Origin of the sequence: Haloferax sp. DFSO60 (assembly GCF_046557615.1) — an archaeon.
GTDB lineage: Archaea > Halobacteriota > Halobacteria > Halobacteriales > Haloferacaceae > Haloferax.
On the sequence record NZ_JBKIII010000002.1, the window covers coordinates 281,006 to 295,026 of the forward strand.

A 14,021-nucleotide genomic window follows, 5' to 3' on the forward strand; every position below is an offset into this window, starting at 1 on the left:
GGATTGCACTCCCATCACAGTCTATGGAAGAACTCTCACTTGGCGTCCCGAAGCCGATTCTCGACGCGCTTCCCGAACCTGATGGGACGACCGCCCAAGACATGCAGAAAGCCGTGCAGGGTCTCGAAAATCGTCTAAACCGAGCTATCGACGGTGCAGAGACCGAATCGGAGGCGGCTCAGTACGTCGTCGATGCTATCGAGCGCCTCGAAGACCACTACCAGCGATACGACGAGTTCATCCCCGAACTCCGAGCGTGGGGACAATCGCCAATCTACGCAATCGCCTGGCGTAACCTCCAAGCCGACCTCATCCTCCAGATTTCGGAGTACGAGTGGTTGACCCCGCACATCGACCGCGAGCGAAACTTCCGACTGGTCGATGACGGAATCCGATTCAACAAGCGCTGAAACGCACCGCGAATCACGAATTCGATTTTTGTAAAAGAGTAGGGAGTCGTGGATTACAGTCGGCGACGAGCGAGTGCAATCAGCGCACCCAACGCGCCGACTGCGGTTAGGAGACTGAATCCGGGGGTTCCGGTCGAGGTCGTCTCCGTTTCCGACTCAGTATCGACGGTGTCGGTCGCCTGTTCGCCCTCGCTTGGTTTCTGCGTCGTCTCCGTCGCCGTCGGTTCCGAGTCGTCGTCAGATTGGTCAGTCGTCACAACCGTGGTCGCGTCTGTGGTCTCGTCGTCGGTCGATTCAGTTTCCGAGTCGGTTGTCTCATCCGAAGACGAACCACTCGACCCGCTACTGTCAGACTGTGTCCCGGCGGCGATGTCGAACGTGACAGATTTCGAAGCCGTATTGCTCGCGCTATCGACCACTTCGACAGAGAACGTGTGGCTCGTATCGTCGGCGAGTCCGGTCGCTTGGTACGTGATGGTGCCATCGGAGACCGAGAGGTCGGCTGTCACGTCCGCGCCATCGAACGTTGCAGAAATATCGTTCGGGGTTACGTCGCCCTCGGCGTCAGTGTACGAGAGTTCAATCGTCGCCTGACTCGTCCCCGGTGGCAACGTATCGCCGTCTGCTGCGGGCGTCAGTGACCCGCCGGAGAGTTGCGGTGCAGTCCCCGTGCCGATGGTGAAAGTGCGCTCTGATTCACGCTCGTTTCCATCGGCATCGACCACCGTTGTCCGGAGGGTGTAGGTTCCCGGTGAGAGGTCGAACGCCGTGTAGTTCGCCTGTGTCGTCGTGACGACGGCTTGGTCGGTCACATCGACGAAGCCACTTCCGTCGTCGAATTCGACTGTGACTGCACTGGCATCGACGCCGCTTTCTGCGTCACTGTATTCGAGATTCGTCTTCACTTGCGTCGTCGTCGGTGGGAAGAGCGTGCCACTCGCGGTTGGCGTGTGCGTCACGGAGGTAATCGTCGGTGCCGTGTCGTCGTCATCGATGCTGAATGTTCGCGTGAGCGTCTTCGAGTTCCCAGCTTCGTCGGGAACCGTCACAGTGAGGGTGTAGCTCCCGTCGGTCAGGTCGTTGGCGGTGTACTCGACGCCGCTACTGGTAATCGTCGCGGGTGCGGTCACGTCGCTCCCGTCGAGGCTGACTTCGACACCGCTCGTGTCGACACCGCTTTGCGAATCGGTGTACGAGAGGTCGAAGCTAACCGTCTCGGTTCCGTACGCGTACGACGTGTTGGAGAACGCCGTCGAGAGGTCGGGTGCGGCGGTGTCCTCTTCGATGGTGAACGTCTTCGTCGTCGTCTGCTCGTTGCCTGCCTCGTCAGTGAGTTCGAGCGTCACGGTGTGGTCACCGGAGCCGACGAGGTTCACCGCAGTCAACGTCGTCGAGCTGCTGGTCACCTGCAAGTCGCCAACGTAGCCGCTGGTAATCGTCTGCCCGTCGAGCATGACGGTGACGTTGCTGGCGTTGATACCGCTCTGGGCGTCACTGTACTCGAACGACACATCGACCGTCTCGGTATCGTAGCTGTACGGCGAACCGCTTCCCGAAAGTTGGCTGCTGTCGATAGACGGCGCAGTGTCGTCAACTACGACGGCACCGTACGTCGAGAAGTGAGAGACGTTGACGACGTAGTACTCGATTGGCGTTCCGGTGACGTTCCGCGTCTCTACGGTCGTGTCACCGACGAGTTCCCACTCGTTGGTCGTCTCGTTGAAACGCCGGATATCGACGTTACCGGGTGCGATTCCCGATGGCAACTCTGACTCGTTCACCGGGATGCCGATGAACGCGTACGTCAGGTTCTCGTCGAGGCTGTTGCCGAGTTCGCCTTCGATGAACTGATTTCCGGAGAGCTTCGCCGAGAGGACGGCGAGCGGTGCATTGGTTTCAGTGAGTGCGCCGAATCCGTCGCTCACGTCGGCAGCAGTGTGAAGTTCGATGAACGCCCCAGTCTTGTCGTTCTTGATTATCGTGACGTTGTTCTGCGTTATGATGTTCGTGTGAACCTGTGCGGTTGCTTCGGCAGAGCCGCGGTTTCCGGCGCGGTCTGTCGCATTTGCGACGAGACGATACTCGCCGTCACTGTCGTAGGTGAACGTTCCGGTCCAGCCATCCTCGGAGGAGGTGAGCGAGACGGTCCGCTCGTTTCCATCCGGTGTGAAGACGGTCACGTCAGGTGCCGAGCTGAGTGGTTCGCTCGTGGTGACGTTGACGTGGCCGGTGGACCCCGTTACGTTCTGGAAGGAGACACCGACTTCGGGTGCGTCGCGGTCGACGACGACTGCGAGTGAGTCGTTGAGCGTATCGCCGTTGTTGTTCGCTTCGTCGGTCGCACGTGCGCCGACGGTGTAGTTTCCGTCGTCGGGGAGTACGCTCGCATCGAGCGTCGCGCTCCACGAGCCATCACCGGGTAGTGTCGCTTCGACCGCGTGTTGGAACGTCGTCGAGTCCGAACGGACGACCGCATCGACGACCGAGACGCTCGATTCAGAATCGCTCACTGTGCCGGAGATAGTGACCGAATCTGTGTCGTTGACGAACACGGTCTTCGTCTCGGTGCCGTCGGTCACGTCAGTCACGTTCACGGTCGGCCCGTCGGCATCGACCGAGACCGTTTGAGTCGTCGTGTTCGTGTTGCCAGCAGCGTCGGTACTGCGCACTTCGAGTGTGTACGACCCAGAAGAGAGCGCCGACCCGCTGACCGTTGCATCCCACGAGAAAGTCGTCGTTCCATCGGCAACTTCGTCGGTGACGTCGCGCTGGGAGAGGTCGCCCGACCCATTCGTGACGACGAACGTCGTACTCTCGGGTGCGGAATCGGTACTTTCGACTGTCACCGTGACGGGCTCGTTTGGACCGATTGCAGTCGTCCGGTTCGCCTCGAGTGAGATGACCGGTGCGCTGGTATCGACACGGAAGCGACGTTCGGAGACCGCGATTTCGTTGCCGAGGTTATCGACGAGCCGGACGGCGACGGTGTGTTTGCCCTCCCCGACTGAGATGGCTTGCGACGTCGTCGTGAGACCGTTCGTAATCTCTTGATACGACCCGTCATCGACGCGGTATTCGACGCGTTCGACGCCCGTACTCGTGTTCGAGAGGTCGTACGAAACCGTGTGGCTCCCCGAATCGAGGACGTCACCGTCGGCGAGTGACGTAATCGTCACCGAGGCATCGGGGTTGGTCGGTTGGAGAACGGTAATGTCGGTCGTGGGTTCGGTAGCCACGGTGACGCTGTGCGTGCCGTAGGTCTGCCACGCGACGAGTGTTTCGATGGTCGTCGTCGCCGTCGAGGTAGGACCAACGCTCACCGTCTGATTGGCGACCGTATCGCCATCGACCGATAGTGAGAGGAGATACACTCCTTCGACATCACCGGTGTTGTTCAGCACCGCCGTCACGTTGACGGGCTCGTTGGCGAGAATCGTCGTCTGGTCGAGCGCGTAGTCATCGACGGAGATGTTCGCCGGTTCGAGGAGCGTCGCCGTCGCCGTCGCCGAGTCCGTACTCGTGCTGACGGTGACGGTGAGTGAATCGCTCGTCGTGTCGGCGGTTTCGACGGTTCGGGTGACCGTCAGTGTCTCTCCTGCCGCGAGCGTGACCGTACTGTCACTGGTGCCAGTTCCGTTTCCGACGGTGAGGGTGTCTGTTGCCTCGAACGCACCGGGGTTCGAGAGCGTGATATCGACCGTCGCATTCTCACCGCGGACGACTTCCGCAGGCGGGTCGATGCTACCGACCGAAAGTTGACCGGGTTCTTTCGCCGTGACGGCGAGCGAGTCAGAGACGTAAGTCGTGTTGTTGGACTCTCCTTTCGTCGCAGTAATCGCGTAATCGCCCGTCCCGTTCGTCGAGACGGCGACTTCCCCGGTGGCATTCGTCTGGTAGGTCGTCGAACTGCCATCAGGCGCTTCGACGGTGAGGTTCACGGCATCCACTGCGTCGTCGTTGTCGTTGGTGACGCGAAACAGCACGTCGTCACCGGCGGGAACGGTCGTCTCGTTCGCACTGAGCGACAGTGGTACCTTCCGTGTCCAATTGTTACCATTCACGACGTACGTGAGCGTCGTGGGGCCATCGACGGTGACGAGTTGACCCTCTATGTCTCTGTAATCTCCATCGGGGGCGACTGGCGTGACGTTGACCGTCCCGTTGAGTTCGAAACCGTGCGTGGTGTCAACCTCTCCGTAGAGGTAGCCGTCGTCGTCCACGTGTTCTATCCAGCTGAATCCCCGACTGTCGTTCTGTGCGTCCACCGCGTCGAGGTGTACCTGCGCGTCCGGGATGGGTTCTCCGCTGTCGTCGATTACGCGAATCGACACTTCGTGACCGACCGGCGCGGTGACGTTGCCCAGTTCGCTGGTCACCGATGAGTTCACGTCGGCGATTTCAGCTATGTCGGCCACGCCGTTCACCTCACCGGCGTCGTCGCTCGTGCTCGACCGCGCTTCGAGGTATCCGATGCTGTACGAATCGTCCGTTGGGAGGTAGATGCTGAAATTCCCGTTCGAGTCTGTCTCCCCGAATTCGATACTCCCGTTGGTGAGTGCGGTGAGGTCCGCACCGGTAATCGGTTGTCCGTCGGGCGAGACGAGGCGACCCGTCACTTCACGCTGTTCTCTGAGCGTGATTTCGATGTCCCGGTCGCCAGTGATGTTGTAATCTGGATGGGCGTTTCCGAGCGTGTCTGTCTCCGGGTAGACGTGAACGCTGATGTCTCCGGTGACCTCTGCACCGGGTTCGACGGCGTCGTTCCACACGAACTCGCCGTCGGCGTTGGTTTCACCGTCAGAGCTTGCAGACGCATCCCCGTTCTCGTGTTGAATGTACACGATGGCGTTCGAAACCGGAGCGCCCGACTCGTCCACGACGGTGATGTTCACGTCGTGCGTAGTCGGGAGTTGGTACGTTCCGAGGGCCTCGCCGGTATCGCCGACCGAGACGGTGTCGAGGGCATAGACGTCCGGAACGCCGTCTTTCGGGTAGTAGTCGGAAGCCGCGTACGTGTGATTGTACTGGCTGAATTTGAGACTGTAGTTCGCGTTCGCATCGACGGTAATCTCGAAGGTCCCGTCCGATGCTATGTACCCGTAGTCTCCGTTCGGGGTCAACTGCGTGAACCATCCACTCTGCGGTTGTCCGTTCGCATCTTCGACTGTACCCGTTACAGTTACCGTCGATTCAGCGGCCGCCCCGACTGAAACACCACCTGAAACGGTAGAAATCAAGAGAATAATCGATAGCAGGAGCGCCCTCGGTCGTCTATTTGACATCTCTGACACATGACTTAATGGGCAGTTATTAAGTGTTGGTAGACATTATCAAAAAAGAAATTCAGCCTGTCCTGACTTTCTACTTGTGGAACACTATGCGCCGAAAGCAGTCACATTCGGGTTGTCATCTGGCCCTTCCTAATTCTCGTCACTGATTTCAGTCCTCGTTACTCCTCTTCGTCGTCGGTTCTCGCCGTAACCATCGCTTCACGGAGGTCTTGGAATCGCTCTGAATCTCGCAGTTCGTTCATATCGACGTTGAGCATGTTCGAGGGTTCGCTCTCACTGGCGACACCACTCGTGAGGATGCTCCTGATTCCCTCTTCGACGGTCATGTCGATGTCGTACACGTCAGGTTTCGGGATGTACGTGAGAATCCCGCCAGTCACCGGGTTGGGTGCTAGCGGCAGGAACATCGAGACCATCTCTTCGTGGCCAGTCGAGTGTTCGATGGTTGCGGGAGACTCCCCCGTCTGGAAGCCGAGAACGTAGACGTTTTCGTCGAAACATTGGACGAGTTTGACGTCCTGAAAGTCGTTGTTCCCTTCGTCGAGGACGACGTCACCCATCCGTCGGAAACTCTTGTACACGGTTCCGATGCCCGGAATCGACGAGACGACGAAGTCGAACACGCCGATGATTTTCTCACCGTACTGATTGCGACCGACCGTTCCGACGATAGCGACGATTGCGAACAGGAGGACGAGTGCGACTAGCTCGGCGAAGAAGTCGATGACCCACGAATAGATGCCGAGTTCTATCAAGAGGCTGATGAACTCGACGCTCTCGAAGCGTTGGATGACACCCGCCCATTGCAGGAAATCGACAAACGGATTCAGTGCATCGCGCACGAAGTCGAGTGCGATGCGCAGGACGTACAGCGTGATGACGATTGGAATGATTATCGCAATACCAGTCAGTATCGTGTTGTACATCCGTTCGTACAGCGACTGACCGGTTTCTTTGGCGGTCGTCGCGATATTCTTCGGTGTCTGGGGACTGTCAGGGCGGGGCACTAATCCACGTATTCTTGAGCATGGTAAAATCTTGATGGCATTGTCAGGACAGGTTTCTGACGGTGGAGAATACGCTCTCGAACCCGATTGCGTGAACGCCGAGTCGTTACCACGAGCGACCGAAAAGTAGTGGTGTTCGCCCCAGCGACATCCGGGAGACGGCACGGTAATGCCCCCGTCCGCGCGACGTACCTTTTTGGTGAGCGCGCGCCGAACAATAGTATGGAACTCGAACTGCGCTTCTTTGCGACGTTCCGTGAGGCAGTCGGGCAGAAAACCCTCATGGAGAACGTCGAGGCGGGCGCAACCGTGGGCGACGTACTCTCTTCGCTCGAAGCCGAGTACGAAGGACTCTCCGGCCAGTTGCTCGAAAATGGCGACCTCCGCCCCCACGTGAACGTGCTACGAAACGGGCGTGAAGTCCTTCATCTCGACGGCCTCGAAACAACCCTCGAAAGCGGTGACACGGTAAGCGTCTTCCCGCCAGTTGCGGGGGGCTGAGATGGTCACACGCGAGCGAGCATTTCGCGGGATCTCGACTCGACTTGCGATTCACTACTTGGAGAACCTCGGCGGAACCGCCGAGAATGAACACCGAGTCGTCGGCTCGGACTGGTCGGTCGAACTCACGACCGAACCGGTCTCGATTACGAAGTCGATTCAGCTCACGGAGGTTCAACTGACGTTCGAAGGCGACGAGGAGACGCTCGACTCGCTCATCGACGAATTTGCACAGAAAGCGATGCGTGCAGGTGGCTGATGGTGGGATTGGACGACGACTCGACCGGCGCACCTGACCCCACCCGAGATACACACGAGTCGTCGCGCGAGGACCCGCAAGGCGGGGCAATCGATGGCACGGCAATCATGATGGCCGCCGCCAAAGCGAGCGTTCCCGCGAGCGTCGTCCCGTACCTGCTCGATACCGCACAGGCACACCTCGCACTGCACGCCAAAGAGTACGCCCGCGAGTTCGAGTGCGTCTACGCAGACGACGAACTTGCAGTCTTCTTCGTCCCGTTGGGCCACTGGGACACTCAAGGAGTAGACATGGAATTCTCTCCTCGAGAGGTCGATGCCGTCCGCCGAGCACACACAGAACACCTCCGCCGACTCGGAACGGACACCGACCGCCGCGAAGAGTTCGAGACGGCCTTAGAAATCCGCGAAGTCGCAGTCATTGGTCGCACCTAGAGGCGGCAAGCCGTACGTCGATAGACGCCTATTTCGGGGGGAGTACCGTTCTCTCGCGAATGGGACTACGCACTTCCGACCTCCGGGCAGGACTCCGCGACGTTGCCCCCCTCTATTTCGGAATCGTACCGTTTGGGCTCGTCGCGGGCGTCGCCGCCGTCGAACAGGGGTTGTCGCCCTTGCACGCAGTCGGGTTTTCGTCGATCGTCTTTGCGGGCGCGTCGCAACTCGCGATGATCGAACTCCTCGGGTCGAACGCGCCGCTGGCGGTCGTCGTCGGCACTGCCGTCGTCATCAACCTTCGGATGGTCATGTACTCGGCGTCGATTGCGCCGTATTTTCGCTCGTTCACTGCGCGCTGGAAGACCGTCTGCTCGTATCTCCTCACCGACCAAGCCTACGCACTCTCGATAGCTCGCTACGGTGAAGACGGAGAGACAGACCGCCTCGCGTACTACCTCAGCGTTGGGGCATCCCTGTGGCTCGTTTGGCAGGCGTCCACCGTCGCAGGAGTTATCCTCGGGTCCGGCCTGCCACCGGAGTGGGGACTGGAATTTGCCGCGCCGCTCGTCTTTCTCGCGCTGCTCGTTCCCGCGTTGAAAGACCGCGCTTCGACCACCGCGGGACTCGTCGGTGGCGTCGTCGCCGTCCTTGCGGTGAACGTCCCGTTCCATCTCAATCTCATGTTTGCGGCAGTCGTCGGCGTACTCGCGGGCCTCGCCGTCGATATGATGGGGGGCGATGAGTGATGCCGACCGATTACGACGCGACCACAGTGTGGGGCGTCATCCTCGTCGCTGGTGTGCTGACGTTCACTATCCGTGCGTCGTTCATCTACCTCTTCGGCCGCATCGACAACGTTCCGCCACTCGCCGAGCGTGCGCTGGATTACGTCCCACCAGCGGTGTTTGCGGCGCTCGTTCTCCCCGACCTCGTCGCCCCCACAGGGACGGTCCAACTTTCGATGGCCAACGAACAACTCATCGCCGGTCTCGTCGCTGCGGGTGTCGCGTGGTACACGGAAAACGTGTTTGCGACTATCGTAGTGGGAATGGGCGTGTTGTGGCTACTCCGGTTCGTGGTCTGAAGCCCAAGTTACACAATCGACGCCCTACAACTGCAGACGCCCTACAACTGCACGTCGATGTCCCCGTCGCTCCCTCCATTCTTCGCTCGACTGTTGGCTGACGACAGACGAGCGCTCGTTTCGACTGCCGTCGCCACTGGTGTCGCCGCCGTCGTCCTCGGCGCCCTTCTCGTCTCCGGCTGGCTCTTCGTCGCCACCGACGGCACTCGTCGGGTCGGTGGGATTGGTGGCGTGTTCGCCGCGTTGAAGCCGTGGCAGTACACTCACGGAGCAAGCCGTCGGCTCAGTTGTGATATAGAAAAAGGCGTGTCGCGTGGTTCGACTCTGACACCCCTTCGAATTCTGTCGAAGTGAGTTCGACAGCAGTTCGATTAGTCGTCTGCCGGTGCCGTCGAATCGCCGCTGGAGACACCGGTACCGGGGCCGATGTCGATGCGGAGTTGTTCGAGACGCTCGTCGGGGACGACGCCGTCAACCCACTGGCGACGTGCGTAGTACTCTTCTTTCATCTCGTCGAGTTCGCACAGTTGGCCTTCGGAGGCACCCTGTCCGGGCATTGCTTCGTCACCGGGGATGAAGCGTCCCGGCAGGGAGTCGTCCGAGCCATCGAAGCCAGCGAGGTTGTTGTAGTAGCGTTCCAGCGTGTAGATGCGGTCGCCCGTCTCCATGAGTTCGTCTTCGGTGACGTCGAGACCGGTCATGCCGTTGTACTGGAGGACGTACTCTTCGATACCCTCTGCGAAGGCGTTGAACTTGCAGATGTCGAACGAGTCGGAGATGGCGTGCATGTCCTGGAAGAGGGCGACGAGTTCGCCCTTGCCGCGCCATTCGTAGGGGTCGTGTTTCTCTGGGATGCCCAGAATCTCTGCGGATGGCGTGTAGCCGCGCAGGTGGCACGCACCGCGGTTCGAGGTGGCGTAGCCGATTCCCATACCCTTCATACAACGTGGGTCGTACGCGGGGATGGTCTGGCCCTTGACAGCCAGCGAGTTGTTAGCGGCGTCGAAGCGCTCGGCGAGACCGTTTGCACCCTCTCCGAGTGCCTCGGCGAGGTCGCCGTCACGGCGAGAGACGTCTTCGATGAGGTCGATCATCCGTTCGGTGTCGCCCCAGTCGAGTTGTTCGCTCAGGCCGTCGAGTTTGCCCTGTTCGGACATCTCCATGGCCATCGCCATCATGTTCCCCATCTCGATGGTGTCCACACCCATGTCGTTACAGCGGTCGATCATGACCGCGATTTCGTCGCGCTCGGTGTGTCCGGAGTTCGGGCCGAGTGCGTACGCGGATTCGTACTCGTAGGACTCACCGCGGACGTTCATCTCTTCGCCCTTGTGCATGACCGTCACTTCGACTTCCTTCTTACAGGCGACAGGACAGGAGTGACAGGTCGGTTCGTCCACGAGAATGTTCTCACGGACGTTCTCGCCGGAGACGCGCTCTGCGTCGATATCGACGCCCTCGGCGTCGCGGTACGACCCCGTCGAGGTGTACTTGCCGTTCTTCGTCGGAAGACCGTCCATCTCCTCGCCCGCGTTCATCAGGACGTTCGTCCCGTAGAGTGACAGACCTCCCTCGTTCGGGGCGGTGACTTCGGACTCACGGATGAGTTGGACTGCCTGCTGGTAGCCCTTCTTGAACGTCTCTGGGTTGGCGGGCTTGGGCATGCGCGTGCCGGATTTGACGACGACGGCCTTGAGGTTCTTCGACCCCATGACCGTCCCCGTGCCACCGCGACCGGATGCGCGGTCGTCTTCGTTCATGATACAGCCGTATTTCACGCCGTTCTCGCCGCCCGGCCCGATAGCCATAATCGAGAGGTTCTTGCCGAGGTTGCCATCGACTTCTTCGGCGAGTGTGTCGATAGTCTCGTGGACGCCCATGCCCCAGACGTGAGACGCATCTCGAAGTTCGAGATTGCCGTCTTCGACGTAAGCATACACTGGGCTTTCGGACTTGCCCGTAAAGAGCAAGCCGTCCATCCCAGACCACTTGAGGCGGGCACCACTCCAGCCACCTTGGTGCGAGTCGGTGACGGTCCCCGTGAGCGGGGATTTCGTCACGACGGCGAGCCGGCCACTCATCACGGTTTGAGTCCCCGTGAGTGGGCCGGTCATGAATGCGAGCAGGTTGTCGGGACCCATCGGGTCCACGTCCGCTCCTTGTTCGAAGACGTACTTCACACCGAGGCCACGACCCCCGATGTACTTCTTCGCGTCTTCGTCGTCGATTCCTTCGTATTGGACATCACCAGCTGTGAGGTCCACCCGTGCCACTCTGTCCTGAAATCCACCGAGTTCGGTCATTGTAATGCTCGTTGATTATATACGGGCGGGAATGAGTTAGTGATTCCCACAGGGCAGAAACCAAAATTGGTTACGTGACTCTCGATTGACGCTGTACCGTCTGGGAATCGGTGATAACGGGGCTAATTATCCTGGTTGCGGTCCAGAGACGCTGAGGGACACGTTTCCGGTTGCGTCGATGACAAGAGACGCAGGCCCTCGTGGCGGGCAAGACCACCACGAATTCGATATCTCTGCCCCGTTTTCGAGGCGAGCGGACACTTCGTGGCGTCCGGAGGTCGAAACCGGGACGAACGACTGCACCTCGCCCGGTTCGAGGTCGAGCGTCTCTTCGACTGTCTCTTCGCCTCCTTCGGTGTCGATGTCGATTTCGATAGTGATGCGATGCGGTACGTCGTCGCGGTTGGCGACGGTCAACGTGGAGTTCGCCGGGCCGCACCCGACGTTGCCGCTCCCGACGTCGATGTATTTCGATGGTTCGTCGGGGACGGGCCACTGGGTCTCGATAGACTGGTCGTCGGTTTCGACAGCAACGCGGTAGATGCCGGTTCGGTACGTGACGGGCACTCCCAATCGGGTTTCGGTGGGGAGTCGATACGACCGATTGAGAATCGGATTGTCGTACCAGTCGATAGCGAGTTGAATCGTCGTCTCTGGGCCGGGGTTCTCGATGACCACACCTGCGGGCGCGTACCACCGAGATTGCCCGTCACCGACTAGTGGGAGGTCGTCGGAATCACCGCCCATATCGAGCGCACAGCCATCGGTCGGCGAGCAACTCACGCGCTGCCAGAACTCGATGGCGTCTCTTTCGACGACGACTTCGAACCCATCCATCAAGGGGTCGACCGCCCACGTCGAACTCGTTCGGAGGCCGGTGTCCGTCTCGATGAGGACTTCGAGGTCGGCTTCCGGCACCGACACCCAACGGTCGCGTCGCTCGCCGGGCAGGAGGTCTGCGTTCTCGAAGAACACGTCGTCGCCGTCGCGGATGCCGACCGAGGTGACGAACACCGGGTCGGGTGTGGGGTTCCAGAGCGTGAGTTGTTGGCGGATACGTTCTTCTTGTGGCGTCGCAGTCTCCTCCGGCGTGCCGGTTTCGGGCGTCGGCGTGTCGGTCTCACCGTTCGGTGTTCCACACCCGGCAAGCCCAGTTGTGCCTGCGGCGAGGAGCGTGAGGAGGGCGCGGCGGTTCATACGTCTGATAGGAATTGGTCGTATATCAAGGCCCGCGCCCGCTCTCGGGCGCAGACGAAGCGGCTTTACCGTCCCATCCGATAGAAGAGTCCAATGAGTAAGCCGAGCCCCGAGGTCTACGAACGGGGGCGCGGGATGGACGCACACAACAAAGTGATGCGCGACATCCGTTCCCAGAAGCAGAAGACGTACGACCCGCACGAGCCGACGCGGGTGTGGATAGACGAGGACAACACGCCCGACGGTGTCTACGACTCGCTCACCATCATTCTCAACACCGGCGGGTGCCGCTGGGCACGCGCTGGCGGATGTACCATGTGTGGCTACGTCGCCGAGTCCGTCGAAGGCGGCACCGTCGCCCACGAGGCCCTCATGGACCAGATTCAGGTCTGTCTCGACCACGAAGAAGAGAACCTCGGCGAGGAGGCCGGTCTCATCAAAATCTACACCTCCGGGTCGTTCCTCGACGAGCGCGAAGTCCCCGCCGAGACCCGTGCCGCGATTGCAGAGACGTTCTCCGACCGCGACCGGATGGTCGTCGAATCGCTCCCAGACTTCGTCACGCGCGAGAAATTAGAGGACTTCACCCAGCACGGACTCGAAACGGACGTTGCGGTCGGTCTCGAAACCGCCACGGACCGCGTTCGCCACGACTGTGTGAACAAGTACTTCGACTTCGCCGACTTCGAGGACGCGTGCGAAGAGGCCGCCGCCGCAGGTGCAGGCGTGAAAGCCTACCTCCTGATGAAGCCGCCGTTCCTCTCGGAACCGGAAGCACTCGAAGATATGAAATCGTCAGTTCGGCGCTGTGCCGCAGTGGACAACTGCCACACCGTCTCGATGAACCCCACGAACGTCCAGCGCTACACGATGGTGGACGAACTCCACTTCAACGGCGGCTACCGCCCGCCGTGGCTCTGGTCGGTCGCTGACGTCCTCCGTGAGACGGTCGACGAGGATGCAATCGTCGTCTCCGACCCAGTCGGTGGCGGGCAAGACCGAGGTGCGCACAACTGTGGCGAGTGCGACGAACTCGTGTTCAAGGCAATCAAGGACTTCAACCTCCGACAGGACCCGAGCGTCTTCGACCAGGTGTCCTGCGAGTGCGAAGCGACGTGGGAGTTCGTCATCGAAGAAGAGACGAGCTACTCAATGCCGCTGGTCCGATAACCGAACGACAATCTGCAGTTTTTCTCGGTCGTTCTGGACGTTTTCGGGATTTAGGGTACCACATCCCGTTGTAGCCCGGACCTAACCGCTCGATAGGATATTCGTATCAAAGATAGTGCAATGCATTCTCATGGTTGGGAGTTCGGTCGTGTTCACCCGGACTGCCCGCATCATGACGACACACACATACAAGACCGTCTACTACGCAGATGGATGGTTCGAAATCCGCGAAGAGGAAAACGCCGAAGCATGGATTGCGACGGATGCACCTCACGCGCTCGTTCCATAGTACGCAGTATGCGGGTCAGAAACTGACGCCTCCACATCCAAGTCAAACCCTATCGCTCATCGTGTACGCTGCA

Annotated in this window: 12 protein-coding genes; 7 read left to right on the top strand and 5 right to left on the bottom strand. The window is 60.0% G+C overall.

The window, feature by feature from the left end:
- The first annotated feature begins 23 nt into the window (after positions 1-23).
- Positions 24-410, top strand: coding sequence for a hypothetical protein (locus tag ACK509_RS10810; protein WP_410766544.1), 387 nt, complete (start codon positions 24-26; stop codon positions 408-410).
- Between the two features lie 53 nt (positions 411-463).
- Here ACK509_RS10810 and ACK509_RS10815 read toward each other — a convergent pair whose 3' ends face one another.
- A complete protein-coding gene (locus tag ACK509_RS10815; RefSeq protein ID WP_410766545.1) occupies positions 464-5,692 on the bottom strand; it encodes a beta strand repeat-containing protein in 5,229 nt (1,742 codons plus the stop codon).
- A gap of 167 nt (positions 5,693-5,859) precedes the next feature.
- The gene (locus tag ACK509_RS10820) at positions 5,860-6,627 is read right to left on the bottom strand and encodes a DUF502 domain-containing protein (protein WP_410767255.1); all 768 of its coding nucleotides are present in this window, start codon (positions 6,625-6,627) and stop codon (positions 5,860-5,862) included.
- Positions 6,628-6,930: 303 nt separating this feature from the next.
- Between ACK509_RS10820 and ACK509_RS10825 the strand changes: the two genes are divergently transcribed.
- From ACK509_RS10825 to ACK509_RS10845, 5 genes are read left to right on the top strand one after another with little or no spacing between them, the layout of a single operon-like run.
- A complete protein-coding gene (locus ACK509_RS10825; RefSeq protein WP_410766546.1) occupies positions 6,931-7,209 on the top strand; it encodes a ubiquitin-like small modifier protein 1 in 279 nt (92 codons plus the stop codon).
- A gap of 1 nt (position 7,210) precedes the next feature.
- Complete coding sequence (locus ACK509_RS10830; RefSeq protein ID WP_410766547.1) at positions 7,211-7,468, top strand: hypothetical protein; 258 nt, start codon at positions 7,211-7,213, stop codon at positions 7,466-7,468.
- Positions 7,465-7,902, top strand: coding sequence for a hypothetical protein (locus ACK509_RS10835; protein ID WP_410767256.1), 438 nt, complete (start codon positions 7,465-7,467; stop codon positions 7,900-7,902). The genes ACK509_RS10830 and ACK509_RS10835 overlap by 4 nt, the downstream gene beginning before the upstream one ends.
- A gap of 59 nt (positions 7,903-7,961) precedes the next feature.
- The gene (locus ACK509_RS10840) at positions 7,962-8,651 is read left to right on the top strand and encodes an AzlC family ABC transporter permease (protein ID WP_410766548.1); all 690 of its coding nucleotides are present in this window, start codon (positions 7,962-7,964) and stop codon (positions 8,649-8,651) included.
- Entirely contained in the window at positions 8,651-8,989 is a 339-nt protein-coding gene (locus ACK509_RS10845; RefSeq protein ID WP_410766549.1) for an AzlD domain-containing protein, read from the top strand. Before ACK509_RS10840 ends, ACK509_RS10845 begins: the two co-directional genes overlap by 1 nt.
- A gap of 24 nt (positions 8,990-9,013) precedes the next feature.
- On the opposite strand, the gene ACK509_RS10850 is transcribed toward ACK509_RS10845, so the two are convergent.
- The 3 genes from ACK509_RS10850 to ACK509_RS10860 form a co-directional block, all read right to left on the bottom strand.
- Positions 9,014-9,256, bottom strand: coding sequence for a hypothetical protein (locus ACK509_RS10850; protein ID WP_410766551.1), 243 nt, complete (start codon positions 9,254-9,256; stop codon positions 9,014-9,016).
- A gap of 104 nt (positions 9,257-9,360) precedes the next feature.
- Entirely contained in the window at positions 9,361-11,292 is a 1,932-nt protein-coding gene (locus ACK509_RS10855; protein WP_410766552.1) for an aldehyde ferredoxin oxidoreductase family protein, read from the bottom strand.
- A gap of 126 nt (positions 11,293-11,418) precedes the next feature.
- The gene (locus tag ACK509_RS10860) at positions 11,419-12,489 is read right to left on the bottom strand and encodes a hypothetical protein (RefSeq protein ID WP_410766553.1); all 1,071 of its coding nucleotides are present in this window, start codon (positions 12,487-12,489) and stop codon (positions 11,419-11,421) included.
- A gap of 93 nt (positions 12,490-12,582) precedes the next feature.
- Here ACK509_RS10860 and ACK509_RS10865 point away from each other — a divergent pair, with 93 nt between their 5' ends.
- The gene (locus tag ACK509_RS10865) at positions 12,583-13,659 is read left to right on the top strand and encodes an archaeosine biosynthesis radical SAM protein RaSEA (RefSeq protein WP_410766554.1); all 1,077 of its coding nucleotides are present in this window, start codon (positions 12,583-12,585) and stop codon (positions 13,657-13,659) included.
- Positions 13,660-14,021: the final 362 nt, after the last annotated feature.

What these genes read in the sequence shown, in the direction of transcription:
- ACK509_RS10825 (WP_410766546.1), top strand. Translation starts at nt 6,931, where the DNA reads ATGGAACTCGAACTGCGCTTCTTTGCGACGTTCCGTGAGGCAGTCGGG.
- ACK509_RS10855 (WP_410766552.1), bottom strand. Translation starts at nt 11,292, where the DNA reads ATGACCGAACTCGGTGGATTTCAGGACAGAGTGGCACGGGTGGACCTC.
- ACK509_RS10830 (WP_410766547.1), top strand. Translation starts at nt 7,211, where the DNA reads ATGGTCACACGCGAGCGAGCATTTCGCGGGATCTCGACTCGACTTGCG.
- ACK509_RS10840 (WP_410766548.1), top strand. Translation starts at nt 7,962, where the DNA reads ATGGGACTACGCACTTCCGACCTCCGGGCAGGACTCCGCGACGTTGCC.
- ACK509_RS10820 (WP_410767255.1), bottom strand. Translation starts at nt 6,627, where the DNA reads ATGTACAACACGATACTGACTGGTATTGCGATAATCATTCCAATCGTC.
- ACK509_RS10845 (WP_410766549.1), top strand. Translation starts at nt 8,651, where the DNA reads ATGCCGACCGATTACGACGCGACCACAGTGTGGGGCGTCATCCTCGTC.
- ACK509_RS10860 (WP_410766553.1), bottom strand. Translation starts at nt 12,489, where the DNA reads ATGAACCGCCGCGCCCTCCTCACGCTCCTCGCCGCAGGCACAACTGGG.
- ACK509_RS10810 (WP_410766544.1), top strand. Translation starts at nt 24, where the DNA reads ATGGAAGAACTCTCACTTGGCGTCCCGAAGCCGATTCTCGACGCGCTT.
- ACK509_RS10815 (WP_410766545.1), bottom strand. Translation starts at nt 5,692, where the DNA reads ATGTCAAATAGACGACCGAGGGCGCTCCTGCTATCGATTATTCTCTTG.
- ACK509_RS10865 (WP_410766554.1), top strand. Translation starts at nt 12,583, where the DNA reads ATGAGTAAGCCGAGCCCCGAGGTCTACGAACGGGGGCGCGGGATGGAC.